We start from the raw sequence: 25,940 nt of genomic DNA on the forward strand, positions 1-25,940 counted from the left end.
TAGAGGACTACATACACTACTACAATCATTCGCGAATCAGGCTGAAGCTAAGTGGCCTGAGCCCTGTGGAATACAGGACTCAAGCACGGCGGGCATAGATGGCGTCCAACATTTCGGGGTCAGATCAAAATACGCGGACACCATCATCCTAAATACTGGAGTTCGGTAGGTGTGTTCGCCATCTGCTTACCATGGTCTTGATGTAAGCTCGACTCAAGGAACGGCGCACCTTCTCGATCAGCATCACTATAGATCGTGACGTGGGAAATGTGCCATCCAGCTTCGAATTTCTGTACCGTGAGCGTCGTGTTCGCTGACCACCGACGCGTCCAATAAGTAAGCTTGAAATCCATAAGTGTCCCTTAGCTTAAGGGGGTAGAGGCCAACGCGGCGTTCCTCTACCGCCTCAGCCCCGCAGGTGCTGGGCTTGGGCGTTGCTGAGCGACTTTTCCTGAAATTCAGTGTTCTGTTTTCAATGCCGCAAGATGGCATCTTGCAGCATCTTCGGATACGCCCTGAAACGCTCGATCAACAACGTTTCCTCCACAGGTGATTTACCTGATAAGACAAAGTGGGCGTTGCATCCCGCCTTCAAGAAGGCTTGCAGCACTTCGCTCCCTGGAAGCCCCTTGCCTTGCTCGTAGCGACACCAAATCTCGCGAGATATGCCGCAACGTTCAGTCATTACAGCTTGCGTAAGAGCCAGCCGCTTGCGTTCACTTCTGAGTCGTCTTTCTTTTGTTTTCGCGGATGCGAAAATGGGCGTCCTTCTACGAACCCGCCCCGCTGCGAGGCTAGGACTTGGTCGTACCTAGGCCTTTTCCCTCAATTGATCGAAGGCGCAGACACTTTCGGCGCTTCACCGAAAGCGTCCATCAGTGCTGCTCGGGTTTCTTCTAGGGGGATCAGCAATTTATGTCCTGCCTGTTTGTTGATCCCTCCACTCAATGCCGCACCACAAATCAGCCCGAAAACCAGTGCGTAATGGAGGTGTGCCTCGGATTTATCATGGCGCTCGACAGCGGCCTTGAAGTCCAGCAAGGCCCCGGCGAATAGGGCCCTTGGAGATATTACCCCCAAACAGAAACTGGCCCCAACGGACAAGCCTATACTTCTAGCAAGCATTAAAAGCGGGGGTGAATTACCGTAACAGTCTATGATTTACACCGCAGCGACGGAAGCACTCGAGTGAGCGCCTGCTAGTCGACATCCTGCAAACATAAAAATTCGACACGTAAGGGTGATGAGCCATCCCGTATTATTTAAATTTGACATATGCCGTATCTTCGGATCCGAAACAAATATCGTAATAATATCTTTTTAGCTTAGGCAGGCAACCATTAGAAAAAGCCTCAGCATTTTCATCCGTTGCATATTTTACATCTGGAAGACCAAGTCTTTTAATGACGTATAGACCTCCGTCATATTGATATGAAAATGCTTTAGGCAAAATATTTTTTACCAGGGGATACGCAGTCACTATGACTTCAGTGCCAGAGGAATTTTTTAGCACACCATCGACGCGTATATATTTTATATCATCATATCCGCTTCTATTTATGTCATCAATAATGCTGATAGCCGTTCGTTCAATATGGTCGTTTTCTAGTTTAAAAGCGTTATGCGCAGCATAGACAAAACCAACCATATAAATATAAGGAATAACCAGAATATATCTAAGCGCCCTAACCGAAGCCCAGCACAAAGGTATAAGCATTGCCGAGATAAATCCACCAAAGCCTATATAGCCTCTAGCAAAGAATAGTGGTTGCTCGCTAAAAATCATAACCCCAGGAATTAGCAATACAAACGTGAAGAATGCCAAAACGCTTGACAAAGCCAAAGCAAATGGACTTATAGATTTGTAGTTTGATATCAATAAATTGGTAATTGTCAAGACATAAGCAGAAACTAGACATAAGACGAAAATCTCAAAGCCCAAGCTTTGACTGTTAGTGAATATCGAAAATGAAGATGTAAAATTATCGAATACTTTCAAAGCACCAGACTTATCCAGCCCCACAGTAGTGCTGTATTCTAAGAAGTATTTATTGACCTGCACAAAGTGGATTATTATTTTGGAGTAAACAAAATATCCAACAATGAAACCGAAACCCCGGTTAACAAGTCTTAATACGGCTACTCTGAAATCTCCTTTTGTAGCGAAATACAAGAACTCAACAACTGTCAGCACAGCAAAAATATTTACTGAAACTTGATAGGTTGACAATGTCAGCGTCACAAATGTTGCCGTAATCAGAACACACGCAACTGTTCTTTTGAATTCAAAACAAAACGACAGCAAGGCAAATGCAACAGAAAGCACCATAAAAGGTGAATCATATTTAAAATGTAAGTTTGAGCTAAACAGAGGGCTAAGGATTAAGGGGCATATACAAAAAGCAAATAAAATATCCCTCCCGTTAGAAAGTCTCTTGGACAACATAGAAAAAACAAAGCACAAGAAAACCACTGCCAATATTAATGGTGCTGGATATAAATCAGGCACAATATCGCTTTGCAAAGTTAATACATTGTAGAAGATCTCTGCGAATGGTCTTGCATCGCCAGACCATCCTTTAATACCTAGGACAACCCTATACAAGTCATCCATATAGTAAACATTCGAACTAAAAATGGGAATTAACGCCACTCCCAATATCAGCAGGCATGAAATAAAACAGTTTTTGCTATAAGTCATTTTCTGTGCCTTTTGAGGATATACCGCGGTCTTTGTTTTACCTCAGTGTATATGCGCCCGATATATTCACCCAGCACACCAATACCTATCAATTGAATGCCACCAAGAAACAGAATGGAGACGAGTAGCGATGGATAACCAGGCACAGCATTACCCCAGATAACTTTATCAATTACCATGAAGCTACCATACAAAAATGAGCAGGTAGCCACAAACAACCCTAAATATGTCCATACTCTTAGAGGTACAGATGAAAAGCTGGTTATTCCTTCAATCGCCAGATTCCATAATTTCCAGCCATTAAACTTTGAATCCCCAGCAGACCTTTCTGCTCTAGAGTATTCAACCAGTTCAATATTTCCGCTTGCCCATGACAATATCCCTTTCATAAACAAATTGCGCTCAGGCAGCAGCTTAACATTTTCGACTGCCTCTCTTGACATTAGTCGGAAATCACCTACATTCTCTTCAATTCTCGGCGTACTGATTTTATTGTGGCATCTATAAAACCACTCGGCTGTTTTCCTTTTCAACCAGTTTTCTTTAGAGCGATCAGTACGCTTGGCTAACACTACATCAGCCCCTAACTGCCATTTTCTAATAAGCTCTGGAATTACTTCAATGGGATCCTGAAGATCTACATCAATTGGAATTACAGCATCTCCAGTCGCATATTCTATACCAGCAAATAGCGCTGGCTCTTTACCGAAATTTCGGGTGAAGCTTAGCGCCATCACTAGACAATCTGCAGTCGCATATTTATTAATAATCAACTCTGTTGCATCGTGACTACCGTCATTTATGAAGATTATTTCTACTTCATACTCGCTCAACTCTTTGTTTTCACGAACGGCTTTATAGAAGATAGGTATTGCATCTTCTTCATTGAAAACAGGTACAACCAATGATATTTTCATTTTTTATCTTTAAAAACAATCAGTTTTGAGTAAAAGAATCCCACAATCAAGCTAATTGCAGAAAATGTTATCAGCGTTAAAATTGGCGTCAAGCTTATTCGATCGGCTAACAAACCAGACGCATAGCTTAATGCACCCATAAAAGCAACGAACGCAATATACCTGAGTGTCGTAGGCTTTTTCTCGAACGTCATATACGAATTAGCAAAATAAGAAAATGTAACCGCGATACTGAAAGCATACAAATTTGACGTGGCTTGACTGAAGTCTTCCTTATAAACCAGCCATGCAAATACAACCCAATGCAGCATAGTATTGACTATACCCACAGACAAATATTTAAAAAAAAGCTTACTCATTTTCTAAAACCCTACAGCTTTTTTATAAACATTGGACTTGCAATCTACCACAACTGGCAAGCTGTGAATAATACCCATCAAACAGTTACTTGGTTGCAGGAACTAAGTGCTACACGATTATTCTGTTGGTTCCAGATTGCACTATTCCTACGGTAGTTTCTGTGTGGACGTCATTCCGTTGCTAGCGCAGTGGACTGGCACTCTTTCTGATAGCTCAAACCTGAGCCATCTCCGGTATTACTTCAGCAGCTTGCGGGCAGCCATCGTTGGTTAACGCCTAGCTGGTCTGCAATCTCTTAGCTGCTCATCCCCTCACTTTTCAGCTTCAGAGCCTGACGGCGTAGCTCGCTCATTTCATCCTCTGTACGGGTGCGGCTAGTCTTTGGCTTGGCTGCGATCTGAGGGATCATATCGGCCTATTCTTCGGCTGGAGCTGGCTTTACTGGTGCGAGGGACTGAATAGGTGCCATAGAATTCTCTGATGGCTCACTGTCGGTAAACTGGGCCAGACCTTCGCGGATCAGATCTGCCAGTGTCACCGCCACGCCTGTCGCCATCATCCTGCGCTTGGCGATTAACTCTAGCTTTACCCTGGTCTCTTGTTCCAATCGAACGCTGACGTGTTTCTTTGCTGTCATGTCATGCCTCATGTGTTACGCGTATTACTTGACTCAATGTATGCGAATTTCGTAGACATGTCAACAGTCTGCATCCTATCCACAGAGGGTGGCTGGGCTGGGAATCAGCTCATTTCACTCCCAATCAGTCAGCACCTGATTCATTGGTTTTCAGGCTAATTATCTTGTCAGTTAGAAAATTGAACACGGCCTCGGGGCGACCTATCCTGTATTTAGGATTTGGGGAGCAACGGAATAAAAAGTGCACCTAAGGCCAGTGAGGGTCTTGGGTGGCTGGTAGCCTGCAAAGGGGAGCCTACAGAATTCGTAAAAAACGTACGCTAAGGTTTTCTGAGCCTTGGTAGGCCATCCATTCACCTATCTGCGCGGGTTTGCCACAGGCGCAGAAGGTAGATAGTCGAATCCACTATCACGTAGCGCATCTCGTAATGGCCGACCTGGATTCGGCGAACATCCCTTGGTTCAAACCCTTCTACCCGCTCTACATTCTTATTCCCCCCTGTCCCACACCCTCCCGCTATGCACCAACCCCCCTGCAATACTGAACAAGCTCCAATCCCTTCTGATCCCCGCTATTCCTTTTGTGTCCTCTTATCCTTGATTCTGTGTATGGCGCCATATATGGTTCGCGCAACATCGAACCTAACCATACAAGAATCCAGCATGAAACGATCCGAGATAAAGCGCCGGCCACTGGCCGACACGGTGCTGGCATCCCTTGAGCCAGGGGAGAGGAATACCGCGAAAACTATGGAATAGACCGGCTTTATTTCGTGGTCAGCAGCACGGGCTGTAAACGCAGGGAGCTTCGTTTCAAGAAGTCTGATGGCAAATGGGGATGGCACGGACTGGGCGCCTACCCGGACGTGACCGCCAAAAAGGCCAGGGAGAAAACTCAGGAAGTGCAGCGGCTCAATGCTGAAGGCGTAGACCCTATCACCCATAAGGCAACGTTGAAAGTTTCCAAGAATGCCGTCGAGGCGAACACGTTCAAAGCTGCAGCCGATCTATGGCTTGATAAAAAGATCAGGGACGGTCGGGCTGAAAAGACCCTGTCCGGAATCAAAGGCGCGCTGACCAACGACATACTCCCGGCCCTTGGTAGCAAGCCCCTGAGCAGGATCACCAGGTCGGATTGCGCCAACCTCCAGGCGAGCATCGAGAGCCGCGGTGCCCACAACACCGCAGAGAAGGTGCGCGTGTGGGTGAATCAGATATTTGGACTGGCCATTGCCAAGGGCATGAATGAGAACAATCCGGCCAGCAACTTGATAGACATTGCCGAAAAGGCACCAGAGGAATCGCAGTACCCACACCTTTTGGAGTCGGAGCTGCCAAAGTTCTTGCGGGCGCTGGTTGAATCACGCAGCGGCACCATTGTCCGCACTGCCGCATGGCTGACTCTGCTGACCGCTCAAAGCCAGGCATGACGCGCTGGGCGGAATGGGCCGAACAGGCTGTCAAGATGAAAATGCGGCGTGACAACGTCGTACTGCTGCCCACCCAGATAGTGGAGCTGATCAGTGATCTGCAACGGCTTACTGGCCGGTCCCGCTACCTGATCCCATCATCGGGCGAGAAGGTGCCGGAAATTTCAGATGCGTCGATCAATAAGTGCTTTGCACTGATCGGGTACAAAGGGCGGATGACGGGCCACGGCAGTCGGCACAACTGCGAAACTTTGCTATCCGAATTTGGCTGGGATGAAAACTGGCGGCACATGCATCTGGCCCACAAGAAGGCCGGACTCAAAGGCGTGTATGGCAAAGCGATCTACCTGCCGCAGCGCAAGAAGATGGTGCAGTGGTATGCGGACTATCTTGATGCGCTTCGGGAAGCGCATGACCGAGCAACAGCGGGCCGAGTTCGTCTCACGAATCAAAAATATATAAGGACGCTTTATGAAACCAGTAATGGCAACTATCTTTTCTTTCGTGCTGTCTATGACAAGCATCACAGGCGTGGCACAGGCCGGCCAAGTAGATCCTACCGACGTCAGCGAGCAAGCTTGTTCCAGGGATTTGTCATGCTGGGGAAAGCTAAACTATCCCTACTATGTTGACGGTTGCCAACAAGCAATACAGAAAACAGCTAAAAACGCTTTCAAATGGACTGGTGGCAGTGGGGGCATAGCAATAAAGGATATCGCCTGGCTGGATTACAACAAATCGACGATAACCATAAAGGGCGAAAACTTTGAAACCTTGGAGGACGTTGGTGTTTTTCAAGATTCTCACGGCAAGGTCGCGTATCAGCATGGAGCGGGAGTATATAAGAAGGCCAGCTTTGAGTGTGACTATGACGCAGGATCAAAGAAGGTGCTTTCGGTTAGACTGACCGTCTTAGATATATGAGGTCCGCCTAAAAGACGGGCCCTATATTTCTATACTCCCGTGCGCTTCAAAAACGCTGAAGTCTCCGTTGCGGGAATTGTGATGTTTGCAGTAGTAGGGTTTGAAATTTTGACGTGAACCACGCCGTTAGCGACCCACCCGACGCCGATGTTCCGGCGCAAATTCTTCGGCGCAAAAAGAGCCATCGTCAAGCTTTAAGGCTTACCCGCAACGAAATTGGCCGACCATGAGAATCAAATCGCCTTCGTCCGGCATTACCCGCACACGGGAAATGGTTCGGTCAAGGCGAATGGGTAGTGGTACACGTAAGATGGAGGACATGTCCGCATAGGGGCCGAGTGGTTGGTAGCTCCCGTAGGGCGTTAATCGGCTTTCGTCGAAACTTGCCGGTCCTGCAACCTCACAGTAAATCAGTGCCCTGAAACCCTCTGTCTCATCTAAATCGGGCATGATCCGTCGGCGCGGAAGGTCGAAAGATCAAAGGAACTGGCGTAGCGCTCAGACACCATTGACAACAGCTTTTCAAGGGCCTCTTTAGGCCATTTTTCAAAGAGCAAGGATTCTCCAGGCAGCAACTCGGCGCCGATCATCCCTTCGATGCCTTTGAAGATGCAGAGCAGCAGTGGTCCAATGTCGCGAGACAAGCGAGTCGGTCTTATATGACGAATGTTGACATTTGAGTCAACCGGCCATAGAGTTCTAAAGGTAGCCCTTGAGGCACTTGATTTTTAACCCCTTGAGGGATTTGCAGAGCCCGGTTGATTACCGGGCTTTTGCCATTCTGAGACTTCTGCTCACGCAGCTAGCAGTTACCAAACTAGTGGGTACCGGCCTGACTTACTCAAGGTGAGTTGGTCGGACGTTTACTCCTTATAAGCCAGATCGATCACCTTATGATCGTTCATCTTACTCTTGAGCACACGGTTCTCGTCCAATAGCACCTCATTGACGGATGCGAGTTGGGCGATCTTGGCCCGCAGTTCCTCTATCTCCTGACGATGTGCTGCTGACTTTATGCGTTCAGCAAGCAAGTCTTGGTGTTTCACATCACGCATGGCGCGACTGGAGCGCCCTTGAGCCTCGCGGATAGCCTCGGCAATTCCTGGGTAGTAGTTGTGAATTAGCGCCGTTGATACGCCTGCTTCGCGGGCGACTGCGGTGATCGTAACCTTGGTTTCCCCAGAGCGGGTACGTCCCTTCTGGATGCGGTAAAGCGCGAGCCGCAGATCCTTTTCACGATCGTCAGCCGGCTTGTAGTTAGTTGCCTTGTCGATCGGCTTCATGCTATCAGGCTCTCCGGGTCCATGCCTAACTTGTCCAGTACGTCTCGGCACCGATTCAGGTCGCGTTCAACGCGCTGTCGTCCGCTCTCGCCAATGTCCGGGCAATGCAGCAGCCCTTTCAGATCATCGTAGAGTCGCTGGTATATGGCCGCGTGGCGACGTCCAATCACGGCATTGTTGCAGTTGCTGCAGCGGGTACGTTCTAAAGTATTGCCGACGCAACCGTCGTTGTCCGCCGTGCACCAGGCATGACCGTTGCTGCGAATCGCAGTGCTTTCAGCAATAGAGTTCAGCATAGAAGCGTGATCCTTGAATATCAGCAGGTTCTGGGGTTCTCGCTGCCACTGCTTGAGCGCACGACCATAGCCGCCAGCCATGGGTTCGTCTCCCAACCAGTAATCAACGATGCCGAGTTTTACATCTTGCAATTCCGTCTGAATATCGGCGTAAAGGTCTAGGTCCAAGTGCTGTCCCCAACTGTCGTCTAGCGCGTAGCCCAAGGTCATGTCCAGTGACCAGTGCGCGTAATGCTCCTTGAGATAACGTAGGTCACCGAAGCGGCTATGCGCAGCGTAGTTGGCAAACTTGCGGCGGAACTGGTGGCTGGTGAGACTCCAGTTCAACCCGCAATCCTTGACGAATATGTTTAAGTTGAAACCCAAACCCCACGTGGTAAGCGTGCGTACTTGGTTACCCTCTTTTGGATATACGCCGAGAAATAACGCATGCCGGTGCTTTTGCGCCTCTACAATTCGCGGATCATGTGGGTTGGCGCGGCGGCGGCGCACGATCTCTGCAGCAATCATGGCCTGATAGGGCGCGCACCAGCGTTCCATCACCCGCAGGCTAAGCACGGCTGCCTCAGGGATCATCCAGTCATGAATTCCTACGTCAGTCTTGTCCGACCGCGAGCGCATCCAATGATAGATGGTGCCCTCATCGTCTTGGGTACGGTGGTGCGCACCCAACCGCAAGTTTGCCAACTCATGGTGGCGACAGCCGGAGGTGCTGGCCAGGATGATGTAGCAGGCCGTACGCAGGTCGCTCAGCGCCCGGTTGAATGCTCTCAGACCTCCCTTCCGACCACTATCGCTCAGAAGGCGATTCTTGGCCGCTATGACTGCTTCGCGACATTGCCCCTTTCGCTCCTTCGCGATGACTTCCAACTTATCGCGAAGGTCTAACAGTTGATGGCCGCGTTCAACCTGCAGGTAGGCCCGTTCGAACAGGATGCAGAACACATCATCGGGGATCAGCGGCGTCTTGCTGTCTTTCTTCTGACGGGAGCCGCTACCGGTAAGCCCTGCCATTGCTAAAGAGGACGTCTCTGGCCAGGGATGCTTTGGCATTGGATCATTGGTGTACTGGCTCAGTTCATAGAGCGCTTCGACGGCCGCTAAACGTCTACGTAGTCCCTCTTGCGACAGCGGTTTTCCCTTAGACCGGTGGGGTTGCCGGTACGCTTTGCAGGCGGTCACATAGCTCGCACATACCAGAGGTGTCACCGCGCCCAGATGGTCGAGCTTGAGCACCTTCAAATGCCGAAGGAATATCATTGCATTAAAGAAAAGTTGTCGCACTATGCTGCCTTTAGGCCGACCCGAATCTGTGCGCCCACTCCGGAGATAACGATACAGCGCCGCCTTCATTACCGCCCGAAATACCGGTGGCACGATGCTGAAGTCCAGTCGTGTTTTACTGGTAGAGATGTTGTTGGGGAAGCCGTCGAGTTGCCAGGTGTCATCGCCGTAGCAACTGAGGATGACCCAGTGTTCACCGACCTTGGTCGCGCTGATGATCAGAGCGTCGCGCTCGGATTCGGCGAGCTCATACACATCGTTCGGCTGGGTGGGAAGAGGTACTTGGGGTGGTACCGTCAGGAGGTTGCCGTTCATGAAAATGTCTCCAGGCTGTCAATCAAATCAATCGACCAGAACTGGTGTGGCTGGGTTCGGGCGCGCTCACGGGCGGCTTCCACTGCTGTGGCCTTAAAGGTGCCGCGGCGCAGCCCCTCGGCAACGATGTAATGCTCAATCAGCCGTGGAATGTGGGCGTATTCCCGTGCCCAGCGCCGCTTGTCCATGCGCGAGCGCTCGGTCAGTACGCGGAAATAGAAACTGAACAGTTTGTACAGATCTTCTGCCGTCACCGCGTAGTGCTTGCAGCGCAGACAGTTCATGAAATTCATGCAAGTCGCGCCTTCGCGCGCCGGGGCGTACTGTCCGTATACCAAGTCGGAGCAGTGGCCCATGGGGGTGTCCTTGTAGGTCGTACCGATGGTGTTAGTCAGCAACTCCTGCACCAGTACCTCACCCATGAACTGCCAGTTGCGACGGGCATCTTCGCCGGGCGCCAAGTAGTTCTGGTCGGCCACCTGGGGAGTGTTGCCGAGCGCCGCGGCGGAAGTCGTTAAATCGCCATCGGTCAACTCGAAGATACGATTAGCGAAGGTCTTGCGAAGGCGCGAGACGTTGATGCGTAGTGCCTTCCCGTCGCTGTCGGTCAAGCTATATTTGGTTACGAGGCTACTTGTCGCCTTAGCTAGCACATTTTGATTCAAAGCCGAGACTCGACTGGCACCCTTATCGCTACCATATCGATATAGCCATACTCTGCCCTTCAGGTCGTCCGGGGCATCTGCATCCAGAGACTCGGTCAGCGACATCACGCGGCGGATTAGTCGCTCCACGTTGGTTCTCACACTCGGTGTTGATTCCAGGAGGCGATTGGCGTTCGAGTCTGAGCGTAGCGCCACTTTGCTGGTGTTGTAACCACGCCGCTTCCATAGCACCAGAAATACGGCGTTGTCTTTGGGGTGCGGCCGCAGGCAGTCCCGGCCCATTTCCAGCAGTGGAGTTGTATTGCGTCCGGTGTGCAGCGCAATGACCAACAGAGCGAAGACCAGTAGCTCCTTGGTCACTGGTGCGTCGTCATCCCAGATCGGCTTAAGAGCCTGCCTGAGTGCTATTTTGAATGCTTGTCGCTCGCGTTTAGATAGCGCTGTCTCGCCCTTGCCCTTGAGGTTGCTGTTTGGGAAAGGGTTGCGCGGAAAGGTGGCTGCATTGCCGGAGTCGATAAGAGTGATCAGCCCACGCCGACCCAAGGCGAGCAGCACAGGCTTGGTCTTCGAATAGACGCTCTTCTGAGTATTAGTAACCCAGCCCCGCCCCGCCAGATGTGCAAGGTAGCCGTCGATCAGATCCCGATGTAAATCAGACAAAGCTAAGTTACGACTAAAAGCCATCCCACGTAGCACACAGTAGTCAAGGAAGTTGCACAGGCCAGTGTTGCAATAGCTAATAATTGTGGTGACTGAGGCGGCTTGGTCCTGGCCGGCGAGGAACCGCTCGATTTGGCGCTGACAGGCGTAGGTAACGTGGTCGATGCCGACACCGTACCAGCGGCCAAACTTAAAGCGACGGGCGTTAATAGAGTTCCGCCCGAACTCGATCGTAGTGTTAGTCGGCGGGATGACCTCGGGGAGAATGACCACATTGCCTGCCGCGTTGTGACAGTGCTCGACTTGCGGGACGCTGAGATCGGTTTTAGTAAATACCTTGCGCTTGCCCATCAAGTCCCCCCACTAGCGCGTTCAACTCATCGTCATAGGCCAGCACAGCCTCGTCGGCTATTTCGTTGACCAGATGCAGGTACACCATGGTTGTTTGAATCGAACTGTGGCCAAGTTGCCGTTGGATGAATACTAGTGGTTCCAGTCCGCTCGCTGGATTGCGTTGAAGACTGATCAGGGTATGTGTGGCATAGGTATGTCGGAGCATATGCGTATGGACCTTGATCCCCGCCCGCTTGCCTACCTTGCTGATGATCCGATTGATGCTCTTGCCGTCCCCACCGTACGGTCGTCCGAACTGGTTGAGGAGCAGCGCCCTTTGCGGGGTCTTGCTCAGCGACGCACGCTCGCTGCGGAACTTCGTCACATAGCGGTAGAGTTCAGCCATAAACTCGCGACTGACGTAGATACCTCGCGGTTTGCTGCCCTTGGTCACCATGCCGCTGCCGTCGAATGGATCGAGGTAGATGCGAAGGTTGCGCTCGGTTCGTAACGCCTTGTCTGGATCGAAGACATAGGACAGCGGAAAGGCGGCGAGTTCCTCGCGGCGCAGACCCGTATGCAGCGCCAGGCGCATCATCATGCGGTGATGCGGATTCTCCGCAGCGGTCAGTAGCGCCTTGACGTCGGCCATGTTCAGGAACTTGGGCAGAGTCTTATGCCTACGCGGCATCACATCGTTTGCCATAGCCTTGCCGCCACTTGCATCAATATGTGCAAGAAAACGTCTCCCGTGCCTCACGCTGCGTTCCTCATAGGCGAAGGGCAGGCGCTTCACCCACCCTTCCTTTTGCGCGAACTCGTAGAACTTGCAGATGTAATGCAGACGCTGGCGAGTGGTGTTCGATGCCAGTTCGCACGCAATCAGGCTGTAGTCCCGATAGGCCGCCACAAGGCTCTTTGCCTCGCCACGATCAACGTCGCACCAGTCCAGCTCATGAGCCTGGATGAAGCTGAAAAAGTCGTAGAGCGCGCGTCCGGTGCTGGGCCAGGATCGCTTAGAGCCAATGACCCCGCGAAACAGGTAGTGACGAAAGAACTGATTGGCCGGGACACAACTTTCCATTGAGTCCCATAGCAGAATGGGGAATCCAGGATAGGGTTGCCCAGCGATCACCAAATCGTCAGTAGCCCACACAAGCTCCATCTGCCATCCCCTGTACTGACTAGGCAGCCAATCCCTTTGTCTGCTCTGGCAGAGCTAGGGCTATTAGATCGACCCTCAAGCACATCGTGGAACTATGAAATCGTGAGGGTCTGTTTCTTTTAGACGGAATATTTAACGGTTGCAAGGTGCCGGATCATAAGGCATTCCTGAGGGTTTGCAGGTGCGCCACCTGTCGGCTGAAGTCGGCGCTGGAGAGCCGCTTCAGCGCAACGGGCTCAAGCGCCTGGCTGATGATGTGAGGGGGTTGTCGCGTAAGGTGTTCCAGCACCTGGCGTTGCTCTGACGCATCGAGGTGTTCGAACCCTGGATGGCGTCGCCGGGCTGCGCGCAGAATGTCGTGTCGCAAGGCTTGCAACAACGTGCCCTGGCCGCTGCGGCGCAATAGGAAGTCCGCGCTGGCCTTCAAGTGTTCCTGCAACTGGCGACGTGCCTTGGGAGCCGGTGCCTGGATCGGGCCTTGGCGCATGCCTGCCTGCCACAGCCCCAGAGCAAGCAGCGCAACCAGGGCGACGAGGGCCTGGGGGAAATAACGGAGCAATAGAGTAAACAGATCGTCTGTGTCGCTGTTGAACAGCAGGGTGACGTCAGTGCCCTGGTTCAGGTACCACAGCAACCAGGCGTTATCATGTTTGCCGATATTGGCGGTTTTCCACAGGTCGCTGTCGGTGATCACCGTTACGTGGCCTTGCCCAAGGTCAAGTTGCATCAGGTGGCTGGACTTGGCGCTGTTGGCGGAAAACTGCGCCAGGTGCTTGGGGTCGGTGAGGTTGAAGTCGGTGTCAAAACTGAAGTACGCCGGGGCGGTTTCGTTGTCGACGTAGAGCTTTGTCAGATCCGGCTTGTTTTTTTTACGCGGTGGCACGGGTTCGTCGAAGGTGTCGCTCAAGGTTTGACGGATAGTGAGGCGATCAAGCAGCAGGTCACCGCTTGTGCCGGCGTCTTCATCCCATAATGCCTCGGCGACCAGTAGCAGGTGGCCACCGGCTTTTGCCCAGCCCAGTAGTTGTTCGACCTGGCGCGGGGTCATGTTGCTGCGCTCCCCCAGCAGCAACAGGCTATGGCCTTTGGCAGGCAGGTCGGCGAGTCGTTCAAGGCCATTGGCGTGCGCCACAACCACGCCTTGCTGGCGTAGAAAGTGCTCGGCGGCCAGGTAAGGGTTGGCGCGTGCCTCTGGCGACGGGCCCCGGTCAACCACTTCGTCGTAGGGAATTGCTTTGTGCCAGGCATATAAGCCGCCCGCACCCAGCAGGCACGCCAACAACAGCGCTGTCCACAATAGCGCGCGATTCATTGGCTCGCTCCTTCACTGAAAAGAGCACGCCAGTCGCTGCACAGTTTTTGTTGGGCTGAAGAGGGCGGCAGACGGTGACCATAGGCCAGGTTTTGCCAGTGGCGCGTCAGTTCGTCGCTGAACGCCAGTAATTGCGGTTGTTGCAAACGATGAACGCGCTCCAGCACCTGCCCCTCGGTATCGGCGCTTGTCAGTGGCAGGTCGAACTCATGCAGCAGCCGGCTGAGCAACCCGCGATACAGCAGGCCAAGGGCCTCCCGTGGCTGAGTAGGCCATAGCTGTTCGGCGGTACTGGCGATGTCTTCGGGCAATGTCTCGGCGCCCAGCTCCAAGCCGAACAACTGAGCGGGAACGGGCGAGGGGGCGGTAGTGCGAGTGGGTCCGAGGCGGCTGACGAACGTGAGCAACCATTCACGGTAACGCCAGAACACCAGGGCCAGGCCGCCAATCACAAGGCTCCAGAGCAGTATTTCCAAGGTTTTGGCGACGTATTTGAAGGTGTCGCTGTTAAGGTTGTCGAGCAGTGCCTGGAGCCAGCCGGGTAATTTGCCGTCGCCCTTGGCCTTGTTTTCAACCGGCGCTTTTTCTTCGCCAAACCGATAGCGTGTGACGGTTTCCGGGTTCTTGAAAGGTGGCTTTTCCAGCAATGCCTGGATGGATTGGCTGGCGGCCTGGGTACTAAGTGGCTTATGGGCTGTGGTTTCATCTGCCATGGTCGGTGGGCTGATTTGTAGCAGTGCCAGACCAACGACCAGCAACAGCAGCGGTGCAACGTTGTTCAGGCGCTGGCGCAGGCGACGGAATACCAGTTCCAGGTCCCAGGCCTCCAGCACCGTGCGGCGGTTGAGGTACAGGCTGAAGCCACAGGCGACGTAGATGGGTTCCCAGAACACCAGGACCAGGGCATAGAAAGCATTGCTCAGGTGCTCAAGCCAAAGCACGTCCGAGCCTGATGCCAATACCAGTCGTTGCCAGTCCCAGTCCAGTTCAACCTGTTGCGGGATGAAGAGATAGAACAGGGCCATGCCGCCAAACCACAGACCGATTTCCAGGTGTACGCCGATCGTCGTCAGCCAGCGTGCGGCGCCAGCGTTACGTTGCAGCAACACCCCAAGGCGTCGTTGACGTGCGTCACCGTCCAGGCCTTCCAGTTGGCTGACGGGCAGGGTGAAGCTGCGACTCATGCTCAGCCGCCGCCAGGTCAGGCTGGCGAACAGTTGCCCTTTGAGCAACTGCGGCCAATGGCGAACGGCCTGTTTGAGGCTGGGGGGCTCAGCAAACAGGGCCTGGGAAAGAATGTACAGCGGCAAGCGGTCGAAGGCCGGCTTGAGCCACCAGAACAGGAACATGACCAGAGACGGGTAACTCCAGAGCAGCACCGTCAACAGGCTGAATATCGGAAGGCTCACCAGCGCCCAACTGCTCATCAGCAAGAAACGGTGTTCCCGCGCCATCAGCACACCCAAGTCCATGGCTTCCCAGGAAGTGCGCGGGCGAATGACTACGCTGGCGTCAGTCAGGCGCATGGCGACTCCGCCCGGCCAGGGTCAGGTAAGCGGCCACCAGCAGCCAGAGGGCGGCGCCTACCGCGTACTTGATCCAGGGCTCAATGCGAGTGGTTGAGGACCAGTAGGCTTCGATAAAGGCGGCGATCAACAGGAACACCATGACACCACAGAGCATCCTTACGCTTTTGCGCGCGGCCAGGCGCAGGGCTTCGCTGCGCGCCAAGCGCCCGGGGGCGACCAGTGCCCAGCCCAGTTGCAAGCCTGCGGCACCGGCCAGTGTGATGGCGCTCAACTCGAATGCGCCGTGACCAATGACAAACGACCAGAAGGTCTGGCCATAGCCAATTTCGGTAAGGTGCCCGGAGACCGCACCTATGACCAAACCGTTGAAAATCAGGAAGAACACACTGCCCAGGCCAAACAACAGGCCGGCGGCAAAGGTCTGGAAGGCGATGCCGATGTTGTGCATCACGTAATAGCCAAACATCATCCAGTCTTCGCTGGCGGCACGCTCGGCAGCGCGGCCCAGGCGGCTGGCGTCTGGGTTGTACATCCCCTGCATCTCGGCCACCTGCTGGGGGCCGATGATGCTGTAGACCAGGTCGGGGAACAGGTACACCAGCAGGGCGATCCCCACCAGGCTGCCAAAGAACAGCAGGCCGGCGATCAGCACGAAGCGCCATTGTTCGCGTACCAGGCGCGGGAAGTCGGCGAGAAGAAACGCCAGTATATTTGCTGTCAGATGGCTGCGATGACGATACAGTTGTTGATGGCCGCGCAGTGCCAGTTGTTGCAACGGATCGACCAGGTAACTGCTGTAGCCGCGTTGCTGAGCCAGGGCCAGGTGTTGGCACAGGCGTCGATATTGATGCGGGAAGTCGGCAACATCGGCGGCCTTGGCTTTACCTTGCTCCAGTTGCTTCAACTGCTCGGCGAAGGTTTGCCATTGATGCTGGTGGCGGCTTTCAAAAAGGCTTTGCTTCATGTCGGCCCCAACAAACCACGGGCTACACCGTTGAGTTGCTCCACGGCACGCGGTGCAGGCACCTGCAGGGGCCCTGCGAGGATGGCGGCCAGTTCATGCACCCGTTCGGCCGAGAGTTCGGCCTGGCGTTCGGCGAAACCGAGGATGGCCCGCTGTTCGCTCAGCTCCAGTGCGAATGACAGGCGCAGGGCGGGTGCTTGAGGGATGCTCGGGCGCACCAGCGGCAGCTCGCGGTAGACCACCAGTGTGCCTGCGGCCAGGTCGCCGAGCCGCTTGAAGTGCGGATGCTGCAGGCAACTGATCGCGCCGAGGAAATAACCGAAGGGCAGCATGTCGACAAAACGCAGCAGGTTGCGGATCAATGATGCCGACCAGCCAATGGGCGTGCCGTCATCCTGTACCACGCGCAGGCCCATGACCTGCTTGCCCGGCGAGCAGCCGTGGTTGAGCACTTCGAACAACACCATGTACCACCAGCTCACCACGAACAGCAGCAGCGAACCCAGCCCGATCCCCACATTGCCGAGCAGCGCCAGCGGCACTAGCAGGATCCCCATGATGATCCCTCGCACGCCCAGGTCGAATGCAAAGGCCAATGCCCGAGAGGGCAGGCCAGCAGGGCGCAGGAGCAGGTCGATGCCCTCCGGCGTTTCTATCTGATAGTGGGTATCCAAAGGCGTTGATGGCATTGCGATCCTTGGCAGTGCGAGGCGACTTGAGAGACACGGATGCTAACAGTGTCGACGGTGGAAGCAACCACCCGAGGTTTTTCTGGGTATTTATACAGTCAGGTATCGCTGGCCCCCAACGCCTTGCAGCGCCTAGACTTTGTCGGTCTTCAGCACAGGAATAGCCCGTGACCTCGATTTTCTGGTACGACTATGAAACCACTGGCATCAACCCGCGCAACGATCGCCCGCTCCAGGTAGCCGGGATCCGCACCGACCTTGAGCTCAATGAGGTCGGTGCGCCGATCAATCTTTATTGCCAGCCCAGCGACGATATCCTGCCTCACCCGGCAGCGTGCGCGATCACGGGCATCACGCCGGGTGTCCTCGCCGAGAAGGGCCTTGCCGAAGCCGATTTCATGACTCGGGTGCACGCCGAACTGGCCGCGCCAGGTACCTGCGGCGCCGGCTACAACACCCTGCGATTCGACGATGAAATGACGCGCTACAGTCTGTACCGCAATTTTTTCGACCCGTATGCGCGCGAGTGGCAGGGCGGCAACAGCCGGTGGGACTTGATCGATGTGATGCGCACTGCCTACGCCCTGCGGCCGGAGGGCATCAACTGGCCCGAGCAGGATGGGCGTGTGACCCTCAAGCTCGAACGCTTGACCGAGGCCAACGGCATTGACCATGGCCAGGCCCATGATGCGTTGTCGGATGTGCGTGCAACCATCGCCCTGGCGCGGTTGGTCCGGGAGAAACAACCGAAGTTGTATGAATGGTTGTTTCAATTGCGCAGCAAGCAGCGGGTCATGGATCAGGTGCGGTTGCTGCAACCGATGGTGCATATCTCGGGGCGTTTTTCCGCCGAGCGCCATTATCTGGGCGTGGTCTTGCCCCTGGCGTGGCACCCGCGCAATCGCAATGCCTTGATCGTCTGTGACCTGGGGCTCGATCCACAAGGGCTGTTGGACCTGGATGCGACGACGCTGCGTCAGCGTCTTTACACGCGCCGCTATGAGCTAGCCGAAGGTGAACTGCCGGTTCCGCTCAAGTTGCTGCATATCAACCGCTGCCCGGTGGTTGCGCCGTTGAAGGTGCTGCGCCCTCAAGACCTCGAGCGCCTTCAATTGGATAAGGAAGCTTGCCTCGCGCGGGCGCTGCGGCTAACTGACGCACATGAAGTTTGGCGGGACAAGTTAGCGGCCATTTATGCCGAGGAAGACTTTGCGTCAAACTCGGACCCGGAGCAGCAGCTCTACGAGGGTTTTATTGGTGACCGTGACCGCCGTTTATGTGAGCAAGTTCGCATGGCAGAGCCCGCGCAATTAGCCCGTCAGCAGTGGCCGTTCGATGATCATCGTTTGCCGGAATTATTATTTCGCTACCGGGCGCGTAACTTTCCTGAAACCTTGAACAATGAGGAGCAACAACGCTGGAAACTTTTCTGTCAGCAACGTTTGTCGGATGCACAGTGGGGGGCGCCGAATACCCTCTTGGCATTTAAGCAGGCGCGTGAGGAGTTGGCGGTTAGTGCTACATCGTTTCAGTGCCAGGTACTGGCGCAATGGCAGGACTATGTGGATTCCTTAGCGGCGCGCCTGAATCTGTAGGTGCATAACTACAGAATATTCAGACAATAAAAAACGCCAGCAAGCTGGCGTTTTTCATGTGTGACGTATCGGGTGAACGTCCGACCGGGCTTAGCCCAGCAGGGTTGCCCAACCTTCAACTACGTCACCGCCCCACTTGGCTTTCCACTCTTTCAGAGTTTTGTGGTTGCCACCTTTGGTTTCAATCACTTCGCCGTTGTGCGGGTTTTTGTACTGCTTGACCTTGCGAGCACGCTTGGTGCCGGTAGTTTTCACAGCGCCACGCGGTGCTTTAACTTTCGACTCTGGATCCAGCAGCGCGATGATGTCACGCAGGGATTTGGAGTATTCACCCATCAGGGTGCGCAATTTGCCTTCGAATTCCAGCTCGGTTTTCAGCTTGTCGTCTTCGGACAGGTTCTTCAAACGGGCTTGCAGCTCTTTGATAGCTTCTTCGGTGGCGCGGTATTCGTTGATCAGTGACATGTGGACTACCTTATGTAGAACGCTGATTGACAGGGTGAGTGGCCTAATAATAGTCAGGCAATTTCATCAAGTAAACATTTAAGACGGTATTTAGGCGAATGACATTGAATGTGTGGGAGAAAACCTGGCCGATGAGTTAATTAGTAAGCGTTATGCGCAAAAGATAATCACCTTAATTTTTTGCTATCGGCCTGAGCATGCCGTTGTATCGTCATATAGCGCTGGTAAAACCTTACACGATTAAGGGGTGTTACCACGGCCATGCCTCAAGATAAGGTGCAAGGGAATACTGCAGTTTTTCTGCGTAATCGCTAGAATAGCGGCCTTTGTGAAGTTCTGGAGTTTCCCCCTAATGCGCACTTTTCGGCTGGTGATTGCTTGCCCGGACCGGGTTGGCATCGTTGCCAAGGTCAGTAACTTTCTGGCTTCCCATAATGGCTGGATCACCGAGGCGAGCCATCACTCGGACGATCTCAGTGGTTGGTTTTTCATGCGTCACGAAATCCGTGCCGATACGTTGCCCTTTGGCCTGGAAGCCTTCCGCGAGGCGTTTGCGCCGATTGCCGAAGAGTTTTCGATGACCTGGCACATCACCGATACAGAGCAGAAGAAACGCGTGGTGCTGATGGCCAGCCGCGAATCCCACTGCCTGGCAGACCTGCTGCACCGCTGGCACAGCGACGAACTCGATTGCGAGATTGCCTGCGTGATCTCCAACCATGACGACCTGCGCAGCATGGTCGAATGGCATGGCATCCCTTATTACCATGTGCCGGTCAACCCACAGGACAAGGAGCCGGCATTCGCCGAAGTGTCGCGCCTGGTCAAGCAGCATGACGCGGATGTAGTGGTGCTGGCGCGCTACATGCAGATCCTGCCACCGGAGCTGTGCCGCGAATACGCTGGCAAGGTGATCAACATCCACCACAGCTTCTTGCCGTCCTTTGTTGGTGCCAAGCCTTATCACCAGGCTTCCCTGCGTGGCGTGAAGCTGATTGGTGCAACCTGCCACTACGTGACCGAAGAGCTGGACGCCGGCCCGATCATCGAGCAGGACGTGGTGCGCGTCAGCCACAGCGACAGTATTGAAGACATGGTGCGTTTCGGCCGTGATGTCGAGAAGATGGTGTTGGCCCGTGGCTTGCGCTACCACCTGGAAGATCGCGTGTTGGTGCACGGCAACAAGACCGTGGTCTTCTGACCCAGCGGTTTTGATTGAAAGACACCGGGGCCTGGAGGTAAAACTCTCCAGGCCCTTTTTTATTTCTGTTTCAGGAGATTCCCATGAGCGACCCGCTCGATAAAGCCACCTCACGGGCGCCTGCTACCTTGGGCGAGGGCTGTTTGAGTCGTTACGACCCGGACGCGCTGGATGCCGAGGATGGTACTGATTTTCCAGGCGCGGCGCGTTTATGGGAACAGACACAGGCGCAGGATGAGCAGCCTGCCGCCCCTGAAAAAGACGCTTGAGCAGCGGTTTGCCGACCATCAATAGAAACACTGGCGCACCGGCCAGCAAATAGAAGTAGTAGGTCACCGCGCGCCAGATCAGAATCGCCGCAGCCGCTGTGGATGTGCCCACCATGGGCGCCAGCAGTGCCGCTGACGTCAACTCCGCAGCGCCGGCCCCGCCTGGCGCCAGGCTGAACTGCCCGGCAGTCAGGGATAACATCTGGATCAGAAAGCTCCAGGCCCACTGCACCTCGCCCCCCAACCCGCGCAGCGCCAGGTACAGCACGCTGTAACGCAGCAGCCAATGCAGGCTGGTCAGCGCAAAGACCCCAAGCAAGGTGCTGCGGGGTAGTTTCAGGGTGGCGCTGAACGCCGCAAGAAAACGCAGCAACCGGCGTGCCCAGCGTCGGCGGGTGATAGCACTGACCTTCATGGCCTTGAGTACCAAACCCGCCAGGCGAATCAGCCGTCGGTGAAAATGCACCACGGCCCAGCCACTGATTACCCCACCCACCATCGACACGGCGCTGAGCCCCAGCAACCACTCCAGGCGCGGGCTGAGGCTATGGAACAGCGCATATAGCAAGATCCCCACCAGTGCGCAGAGAAAAAACACTAGGTCGCTCAACTGGTCCATGGCAAACACCGCGCTGCCTTGGGCGGGGCGGATGCCATTGCGTGCCAGCAGGGCCATCAGGGTCAACGGCCCGCCGCTGCCGCCGGGTGTTGCACACATGGCGAACTCGGTGGATATCACCACGCCAAGGCTTTTAAGCGGGCCTAACTCGCCGCGATGCTCGCCAAGCAGTAGGCGGATACGCAGACTGTTGATCAGCCAGCAGCCAATGATCATGGCGAACATCCCCAGTAACTGGGGCAAGGGAAACTGGCGCAGGCGCGCAATGCTTTCGCCGCCGCCCAGCCACAATGGGATCACCAGCGCCACCAAGAGCGCCAACACTAACCAGATCAGTCGGCCCATGGCTGCGTCGCCAGCCAGGCGGCCTTGGTTTGGGGGACGCGCCCCGTGTTGAGCAGGCGTTGCAGGGTGTCTAGCCAATAATCGCGGGAAAACCTGTGGCGCATGTCCACCGGGTGCAAACCCAGTCGGATCAGCGGGGCCTCCTGCCACCGCTGTTCACGGCGATCACTGAGGATTTTGGACAATCCCCGGCGCCAGCCGCTGCGGGCGCTCCACACCAGGCCGGGGGCGTTGATAGGCGTGAAGTCCGGCAGGCGATAAAGATGTTGTGGGTCGCTGGTGTAGCTCAGCGGCAACTGGCGCAATGCCTGCCGGGTGCCGTCGCTCATCAACCAGGCGGGCGCAACAAAGCCATGCAGCGGCCAGCCATTGCGCTCAAATACCTCAATGCCGGCGGTCAACCGCCGCAACGCCTCGGCTTCGGACAGCTGGTAAAACTCGCCTTCGTGGGTATAGATGCGTCGCATAAACCATTCTTTTGGCGTACGCGGCCGAGGTTGGTCGTCGCAATGGTAGTAACCGTGCAAGGTGAGCTCATCGCCCTTGGCGACACGGCTGTCGAGCAGGCGCCGAAAATCGCGGTGGGCGGCCAAGTCGTCATGGTGATGGAAGTCTGGCACCACCAGCCAAGTGATGGGCACGTGGCCCAGTGCATCGACGGCCTCGACGAACGGCCGGTAGTCGGCCCAGGTGTGCGGAGCCACGTCGTGCAGTACCAGCATCAGCGCGCGCTCAGCCATGGGCGAGCATCGGTTCATGGCTGCCCAGCACGGCGCAGTAATGCCCCAGCAGGCTGTCGACTACCGTGTCCCACGCATAATGCTGCTCGACATGGCGCCGAGCCTGAGCACCCAGGCGTCGGCTGTCGGTACTGAACAGCTCGCGCACCGCCTCGGCCATGGCCTTGGGGTTGTTTGGCGCGCACAGCAGGCCACAACGCTCGTCGACAATCTCGGTAAAGGCCCCGGCCGCCACGGCGACCACTGGAATACCGCAGGCCATGGCTTCCAGGATCACCAGGCCGAAGGTCTCCTGGTCACCACCATGCAGTAAGGCGTCGGCGCTGGCCATCAGCCGAGCTACATGTTGGGCGGGCCGGAATCCGTCAATCACGGTGACATTGTCTGGCACGCTGGCCGGCATGCCGGAGCCCACCAGCAGCAAGTGGTAGCCTTCCCCCAGGCGTTTCATGCAGTTGAGCAGCACCGGCAGGTTTTTCTCCTTGGAGCCGCGCCCGGCGAAGATCAGTAGCCGAGTGTCTTCGCCAATCCCCAGTTCGGCGCGCAGGCCGGGGTCACGTACCTCAGGGGTGAAGGTTTGCAGGTCTACGCCCAGGGGTTGTACGAAGACATTTCTGACGCCAAGCCCGATGAGCTTGTCGGCCATTACCTGGCTGGGGGCGAGCACTCGGTCAAAATTCCCATAGAGTTTGCGCACATAGGCTTCAACATTGGGGGTAAACCAAGGCCCCATGCGGTTGCTCACCAGCAGTGGCAGGTCGGAGTGGTAAAAGCCGATGACCGGCACATCCAATTGGCGTCGGGCATCCAGCGCGGCCCAGGCGGTCAGGTAAGGGTCGCCAACTTCGATCAGGTCGGGCTGTAAATCGTGCAGGACATTTCGCCAAGGCGCCAAACGAAGGGGGAAGCGATAGCCTTTGCCGAAGGGCAGGGCGGGCGCCGGTACTTTGAAGATGCCGTCCTGCTCGCTCAAGTGTGCGCCAGGAATCAACAGGCTATGGCGAATGCCCGGCTTGAGCGCCAGACGCCGGTGCTTGGCGTCAAGGTAAGTGCGTACGCCACCGCTGGCCGGGGCGTAGAACATGGTTATGTCAGCGATATGCACGATGAACATCCCTCCGATCCATTGCTCTCCCTAGATGGACCTGAGGTAAGGATAGATGTTCGGTTTAGATTCGCAGCATGACGGTGGCGGGAGTGGACAAACGCACGCTGTAGGAGCGAGCTTGCTCGCGAAAAACTCACAGACTCCGCGTTTCTTCAGGCAGCCCGCGTTATCGTTGACGTTTTTCGCGAGCAAGCTCGCTCCTACAGGTGGATTAAGGTGGGGGCACCTCAGATCCGGAAGCTGCCCACCAATTGCTTCAAGCGCGAGGCCTGTTGTTCCAGGTCCGAGCAGGCGCGCAGGGTCGATTGCAGGTTTTCCACCCCTTCCTGGTTGAGGGTGTTGATCTCGGTGATGTCCATATTGATCGACTCCACCACCGAGGTTTGTTCTTCCGTTGCGGTGGCGACCGACTGGTTCATGCCGTCGATCTCGCCAATGCGCTGGGTCACGCTGTTAAGGCGCTCGCCGGCCAGGTTGGCGATTTCCACGCTGTCCAGGCTGTGGCGTTGGCTTTCGCTCATGGTAGTCACCGAGTCCCGGGCACCCACCTGTAGCTCTTCGATCATCGTCTGCACCTGTTGCGCCGACTCCTGAGTGCGATGAGCGAGGTTGCGCACTTCATCGGCCACGACCGCAAATCCACGCCCGGCTTCCCCCGCGCGCGCCGCTTCGATCGCCGCATTGAGCGCCAGCAGATTGGTTTGCTGGGAAATGCTGGTGATCACCTCAAGAATCTGGCCGATATTCACCGTTTTGCTGTTAAGTGCTTCGATATTGGTGCTTGAGGTGCTGATCATGCTGGATAACTGCGTCATCGCCTTGATATTGCGTTCAACCACCTGCTGGCCGTCTTCGGCCAAGTGCCTGGCATCGCTGGCCTGACTGGAGGCTTGGGCGGCGTTGCGTGCGATCTCCTGGGCTGCGGCCCCCAGTTGATTGATGGCGGCAGCGACGCTGTTGGTGCGGTTGGCCTGTTCGTCAGAGTTGACCATCGACGAGTTGGAGGCGCTGACCACCCGCAGGGCCACTTCATTGACGTGCTCGGTGGCTGAAGACACTTCGCGAATCGAGGTATGAATGCGCTCGACGAAGCGGTTGAAAGCATTGCCCAGGGTGCCGAATTCATCATTGTTCTGGATGGTCAGGCGGCGGGTCAGGTCGCCTTCACCGTCGGCAATGTCTTGCATGGCGCGGGTCATCAGGTGCAAAGGTTGCAGCAAGACGCGGATCAGCATGCCGAGCAGGGCGATGATGATCACCACCGCGATGATCGTGGCGATCACCGCCGAGGTGCGGAACTCACTGAGCATGGCGAAAGACTTGTCCTTGTCCACCGAAACGCCCAGGTACCAGTTCACCGATGGCAGGCCCTTGATCGGTGTGAACGTCACGATATTGGTCTTGCCGTTGGCTTGCACTTCGCTGAAGTCGCCGCTGATCTTCGGCGTGTCTTTTGGATAAACGTCCGCCAGGGTCTTCATCACCAGGGCTTTATCCGGGTGCACCAGCACTTTGCCGTCGGCGCTGACCAGGAACGCATAACCCATGCCGCCAAAATCCAGCGCGCCGATGTTGTCCACCAGGGTCTGCAGGCTCAGGTCGCCGCCGACTACGCCGATGCTCTGGCCACCCTTGGCGCTGGGCGTGGCGACAGAAATGATCAGTTGCCCGGTCGCCGCGTCGATATAGGGTTCGGTCAGGGTCGAGCCATTACTGGCCTGGGCGCCCTTGTACCAGGGGCGAACACGCGGGTCGAAGCCGTCGGGCATCTTGGTGTCAGGGCGGATGGTGAACGTGCCCTGGCTGTCACCGACGTAGGTCGCCATGAATGACGAAGTCAGCGCTTTCTGCTCCAGCAGGCTGGCGACGACGGTTTTTTCAGGGTTGATGGCGATGTTCTGTGCGGCGTTTTCCACCAGGGCGATACGCCCGGTGAGCCAGGTCTGGATGTTGCTGGCGGTAACGTCGCCCATCTCGTGCAGGTAATTGTTGAGGTCGTCGCGAATCGCGTTGCGCTGCAGATAGTCGTTGTAGAGGGTAAACAACGCAAAGGCGGCGATGACGATAAGGGAGGCTGCAAGCAGGATCTTGTGGCTGAAGCGCAGATTTTTGTTCATGGCTTGAAGGGTCCGCT

Annotated in this window: 25 protein-coding genes and 2 pseudogenes; 5 read left to right on the forward strand and 22 right to left on the reverse strand. The window is 55.3% G+C overall.

Annotated features, from left to right (window positions below; all coding sequences use genetic code 11):
• The coding region (locus tag JFT58_RS14495; RefSeq protein WP_146186410.1) for an IS3 family transposase at positions 1–98 on the forward strand (98 nt) is incomplete at its 5' end.
• 374 nt (positions 99–472) lie between these two features.
• Here JFT58_RS14495 and JFT58_RS30770 read toward each other — a convergent pair.
• The 7 genes and pseudogenes from JFT58_RS30770 to JFT58_RS14530 form a co-directional block, all read right to left on the reverse strand.
• Positions 473–760 carry a helix-turn-helix domain-containing protein gene (locus JFT58_RS30770; protein WP_096001720.1) on the reverse strand — a complete coding sequence of 96 codons (288 nt, stop codon included), beginning with the start codon at positions 758–760 and terminating at the stop codon, positions 473–475.
• Between the two features lie 65 nt (positions 761–825).
• Positions 826–1,041, reverse strand: coding sequence for a hypothetical protein (locus tag JFT58_RS14505; protein ID WP_223816856.1), 216 nt, complete (start codon positions 1,039–1,041; stop codon positions 826–828).
• A 217-nt stretch (positions 1,042–1,258) separates the two neighbouring features.
• Complete coding sequence (locus tag JFT58_RS14510) at positions 1,259–2,701, reverse strand: glucosyltransferase domain-containing protein (protein ID WP_096001721.1); 1,443 nt, start codon at positions 2,699–2,701, stop codon at positions 1,259–1,261.
• The gene (locus JFT58_RS14515; protein WP_054899054.1) at positions 2,698–3,618 is read right to left on the reverse strand and encodes a glycosyltransferase family 2 protein; all 921 of its coding nucleotides are present in this window, start codon (positions 3,616–3,618) and stop codon (positions 2,698–2,700) included. Before JFT58_RS14515 ends, JFT58_RS14510 begins: the two co-directional genes overlap by 4 nt.
• A complete protein-coding gene (locus JFT58_RS14520; RefSeq protein ID WP_056791091.1) occupies positions 3,615–3,977 on the reverse strand; it encodes a GtrA family protein in 363 nt (120 codons plus the stop codon). The genes JFT58_RS14515 and JFT58_RS14520 overlap by 4 nt, the downstream gene beginning before the upstream one ends.
• A 416-nt stretch (positions 3,978–4,393) precedes the next feature.
• Entirely contained in the window at positions 4,394–4,615 is a 222-nt protein-coding gene (locus tag JFT58_RS14525) for a hypothetical protein (RefSeq protein WP_054899052.1), read from the reverse strand.
• A 353-nt stretch (positions 4,616–4,968) separates the two neighbouring features.
• Positions 4,969–5,097 (reverse strand): annotated as a pseudogene (locus JFT58_RS14530) (type II toxin-antitoxin system RelE/ParE family toxin); the annotation flags it as partial.
• A gap of 291 nt (positions 5,098–5,388) precedes the next feature.
• Here JFT58_RS14530 and JFT58_RS30270 point away from each other — a divergent pair.
• Both JFT58_RS30270 and JFT58_RS30275 read left to right on the forward strand, forming a co-directional pair.
• Positions 5,389–6,045 (forward strand): tyrosine-type recombinase/integrase, encoded by a 657-nt coding sequence (locus tag JFT58_RS30270; RefSeq protein WP_262020207.1) that lies wholly within the window; start codon positions 5,389–5,391, stop codon positions 6,043–6,045.
• Positions 6,009–6,677: a tyrosine-type recombinase/integrase gene (locus JFT58_RS30275; RefSeq protein WP_131672132.1), complete on the forward strand. Its 669-nt coding sequence runs from the start codon at positions 6,009–6,011 to the stop codon at positions 6,675–6,677. Before JFT58_RS30270 ends, JFT58_RS30275 begins: the two co-directional genes overlap by 37 nt.
• 729 nt (positions 6,678–7,406) lie before the next feature.
• Here the strand turns inward: JFT58_RS30275 and JFT58_RS14540 are convergent.
• The 9 genes from JFT58_RS14540 to JFT58_RS14580 all read right to left on the reverse strand — a co-directional run bounded on the left by JFT58_RS14540 (position 7,407) and on the right by JFT58_RS14580 (position 17,464).
• Positions 7,407–7,613 (reverse strand): hypothetical protein, encoded by a 207-nt coding sequence (locus JFT58_RS14540; RefSeq protein ID WP_131672133.1) that lies wholly within the window; start codon positions 7,611–7,613, stop codon positions 7,407–7,409.
• A gap of 219 nt (positions 7,614–7,832) precedes the next feature.
• Positions 7,833–8,252 carry a hypothetical protein gene (locus tag JFT58_RS14545; protein WP_054899051.1) on the reverse strand — a complete coding sequence of 140 codons (420 nt, stop codon included), beginning with the start codon at positions 8,250–8,252 and terminating at the stop codon, positions 7,833–7,835.
• The gene (locus JFT58_RS14550; RefSeq protein ID WP_054899050.1) at positions 8,249–10,147 is read right to left on the reverse strand and encodes a hypothetical protein; all 1,899 of its coding nucleotides are present in this window, start codon (positions 10,145–10,147) and stop codon (positions 8,249–8,251) included. The genes JFT58_RS14545 and JFT58_RS14550 overlap by 4 nt, the downstream gene beginning before the upstream one ends.
• Entirely contained in the window at positions 10,144–11,823 is a 1,680-nt protein-coding gene (locus tag JFT58_RS14555; RefSeq protein ID WP_131672134.1) for a hypothetical protein, read from the reverse strand. The genes JFT58_RS14550 and JFT58_RS14555 overlap by 4 nt, the downstream gene beginning before the upstream one ends.
• Complete coding sequence (locus tag JFT58_RS14560) at positions 11,798–12,970, reverse strand: tyrosine-type recombinase/integrase (protein ID WP_056791103.1); 1,173 nt, start codon at positions 12,968–12,970, stop codon at positions 11,798–11,800. The genes JFT58_RS14555 and JFT58_RS14560 overlap by 26 nt, the downstream gene beginning before the upstream one ends.
• A gap of 154 nt (positions 12,971–13,124) precedes the next feature.
• Positions 13,125–14,282, reverse strand: a complete 1,158-nt coding sequence (locus JFT58_RS14565; protein WP_103299415.1) for a DUF4350 domain-containing protein — start codon at positions 14,280–14,282, stop codon at positions 13,125–13,127.
• Positions 14,279–15,808 carry a DUF4129 domain-containing protein gene (locus JFT58_RS14570; RefSeq protein ID WP_054898014.1) on the reverse strand — a complete coding sequence of 510 codons (1,530 nt, stop codon included), beginning with the start codon at positions 15,806–15,808 and terminating at the stop codon, positions 14,279–14,281. The genes JFT58_RS14565 and JFT58_RS14570 overlap by 4 nt, the downstream gene beginning before the upstream one ends.
• Complete coding sequence (locus JFT58_RS14575) at positions 15,795–16,775, reverse strand: stage II sporulation protein M (protein WP_054898013.1); 981 nt, start codon at positions 16,773–16,775, stop codon at positions 15,795–15,797. Before JFT58_RS14575 ends, JFT58_RS14570 begins: the two co-directional genes overlap by 14 nt.
• A complete protein-coding gene (locus JFT58_RS14580) occupies positions 16,772–17,464 on the reverse strand; it encodes an RDD family protein (protein WP_054898012.1) in 693 nt (230 codons plus the stop codon). Before JFT58_RS14580 ends, JFT58_RS14575 begins: the two co-directional genes overlap by 4 nt.
• 167 nt (positions 17,465–17,631) lie before the next feature.
• On the opposite strand from JFT58_RS14580, the gene sbcB reads away from it, so the two are divergent.
• Entirely contained in the window at positions 17,632–19,059 is a 1,428-nt protein-coding gene (gene sbcB / locus JFT58_RS14585) for an exodeoxyribonuclease I (RefSeq protein ID WP_054898011.1), read from the forward strand.
• A gap of 90 nt (positions 19,060–19,149) precedes the next feature.
• Here the strand turns inward: sbcB and mvaT are convergent, their stop codons facing one another.
• Entirely contained in the window at positions 19,150–19,524 is a 375-nt protein-coding gene (gene mvaT, locus JFT58_RS14590) for a histone-like nucleoid-structuring protein MvaT (RefSeq protein ID WP_019821235.1), read from the reverse strand.
• Between the two features lie 352 nt (positions 19,525–19,876).
• Between mvaT and purU the strand changes: the two genes are divergently transcribed.
• Positions 19,877–20,725 (forward strand): formyltetrahydrofolate deformylase, encoded by an 849-nt coding sequence (gene purU / locus JFT58_RS14595; protein ID WP_019821236.1) that lies wholly within the window; start codon positions 19,877–19,879, stop codon positions 20,723–20,725.
• A gap of 123 nt (positions 20,726–20,848) precedes the next feature.
• On the opposite strand, the gene JFT58_RS14600 is transcribed toward purU, so the two are convergent.
• From JFT58_RS14600 to JFT58_RS30780, 5 genes and pseudogenes are all read right to left on the reverse strand, one after another.
• A complete protein-coding gene (locus JFT58_RS14600; protein ID WP_054898010.1) occupies positions 20,849–21,958 on the reverse strand; it encodes a lysylphosphatidylglycerol synthase transmembrane domain-containing protein in 1,110 nt (369 codons plus the stop codon).
• On the reverse strand, positions 21,946–22,698 hold the full coding sequence (locus JFT58_RS14605) for a DUF2334 domain-containing protein (RefSeq protein ID WP_054898009.1): 753 nt from the start codon (positions 22,696–22,698) through the stop codon (positions 21,946–21,948). The genes JFT58_RS14600 and JFT58_RS14605 overlap by 13 nt, the downstream gene beginning before the upstream one ends.
• The gene (locus tag JFT58_RS14610; RefSeq protein ID WP_054898008.1) at positions 22,691–23,812 is read right to left on the reverse strand and encodes a glycosyltransferase family 4 protein; all 1,122 of its coding nucleotides are present in this window, start codon (positions 23,810–23,812) and stop codon (positions 22,691–22,693) included. The genes JFT58_RS14605 and JFT58_RS14610 overlap by 8 nt, the downstream gene beginning before the upstream one ends.
• A 221-nt stretch (positions 23,813–24,033) precedes the next feature.
• On the reverse strand, positions 24,034–24,798 hold the full coding sequence (locus tag JFT58_RS30775; RefSeq protein ID WP_370694806.1) for a methyl-accepting chemotaxis protein: 765 nt from the start codon (positions 24,796–24,798) through the stop codon (positions 24,034–24,036).
• Between the two features lie 93 nt (positions 24,799–24,891).
• Positions 24,892–25,923 (reverse strand): annotated as a pseudogene (locus JFT58_RS30780) (HAMP domain-containing protein); the annotation flags it as partial.
• Positions 25,924–25,940: the final 17 nt, after the last annotated feature.

This window comes from Pseudomonas sp. MF6767 (assembly GCF_016405475.1).
In the GTDB taxonomy this organism is placed as follows: domain Bacteria; phylum Pseudomonadota; class Gammaproteobacteria; order Pseudomonadales; family Pseudomonadaceae; genus Aquipseudomonas; species Aquipseudomonas paracarnis.

Coding starts and splice junctions, on each gene's coding strand:
- JFT58_RS14560 (WP_056791103.1), bottom strand. CDS start 12,970: ATGGAGCTTGTGTGGGCTACTGACGATTTGGTGATCGCTGGGCAACCC.
- JFT58_RS14605 (WP_054898009.1), bottom strand. CDS start 22,698: ATGGCTGAGCGCGCGCTGATGCTGGTACTGCACGACGTGGCTCCGCAC.
- JFT58_RS14550 (WP_054899050.1), bottom strand. CDS start 10,147: ATGAACGGCAACCTCCTGACGGTACCACCCCAAGTACCTCTTCCCACC.
- JFT58_RS14510 (WP_096001721.1), bottom strand. CDS start 2,701: ATGACTTATAGCAAAAACTGTTTTATTTCATGCCTGCTGATATTGGGA.
- JFT58_RS14555 (WP_131672134.1), bottom strand. CDS start 11,823: ATGGGCAAGCGCAAGGTATTTACTAAAACCGATCTCAGCGTCCCGCAA.
- mvaT (WP_019821235.1), bottom strand. CDS start 19,524: ATGTCACTGATCAACGAATACCGCGCCACCGAAGAAGCTATCAAAGAG.
- JFT58_RS14610 (WP_054898008.1), bottom strand. CDS start 23,812: ATGTTCATCGTGCATATCGCTGACATAACCATGTTCTACGCCCCGGCC.
- purU (WP_019821236.1), top strand. CDS start 19,877: ATGCGCACTTTTCGGCTGGTGATTGCTTGCCCGGACCGGGTTGGCATC.
- JFT58_RS30775 (WP_370694806.1), bottom strand. CDS start 24,798: ATGGTCAACTCTGACGAACAGGCCAACCGCACCAACAGCGTCGCTGCC.
- JFT58_RS14520 (WP_056791091.1), bottom strand. CDS start 3,977: ATGAGTAAGCTTTTTTTTAAATATTTGTCTGTGGGTATAGTCAATACT.
- JFT58_RS30275 (WP_131672132.1), top strand. CDS start 6,009: ATGGCTGACTCTGCTGACCGCTCAAAGCCAGGCATGACGCGCTGGGCG.
- JFT58_RS14575 (WP_054898013.1), bottom strand. CDS start 16,775: ATGAAGCAAAGCCTTTTTGAAAGCCGCCACCAGCATCAATGGCAAACC.
- JFT58_RS14580 (WP_054898012.1), bottom strand. CDS start 17,464: ATGCCATCAACGCCTTTGGATACCCACTATCAGATAGAAACGCCGGAG.
- JFT58_RS14545 (WP_054899051.1), bottom strand. CDS start 8,252: ATGAAGCCGATCGACAAGGCAACTAACTACAAGCCGGCTGACGATCGT.
- JFT58_RS14515 (WP_054899054.1), bottom strand. CDS start 3,618: ATGAAAATATCATTGGTTGTACCTGTTTTCAATGAAGAAGATGCAATA.
- JFT58_RS14570 (WP_054898014.1), bottom strand. CDS start 15,808: ATGCGCCTGACTGACGCCAGCGTAGTCATTCGCCCGCGCACTTCCTGG.
- JFT58_RS14565 (WP_103299415.1), bottom strand. CDS start 14,282: ATGAATCGCGCGCTATTGTGGACAGCGCTGTTGTTGGCGTGCCTGCTG.
- JFT58_RS14525 (WP_054899052.1), bottom strand. CDS start 4,615: ATGACAGCAAAGAAACACGTCAGCGTTCGATTGGAACAAGAGACCAGG.
- JFT58_RS14600 (WP_054898010.1), bottom strand. CDS start 21,958: ATGGGCCGACTGATCTGGTTAGTGTTGGCGCTCTTGGTGGCGCTGGTG.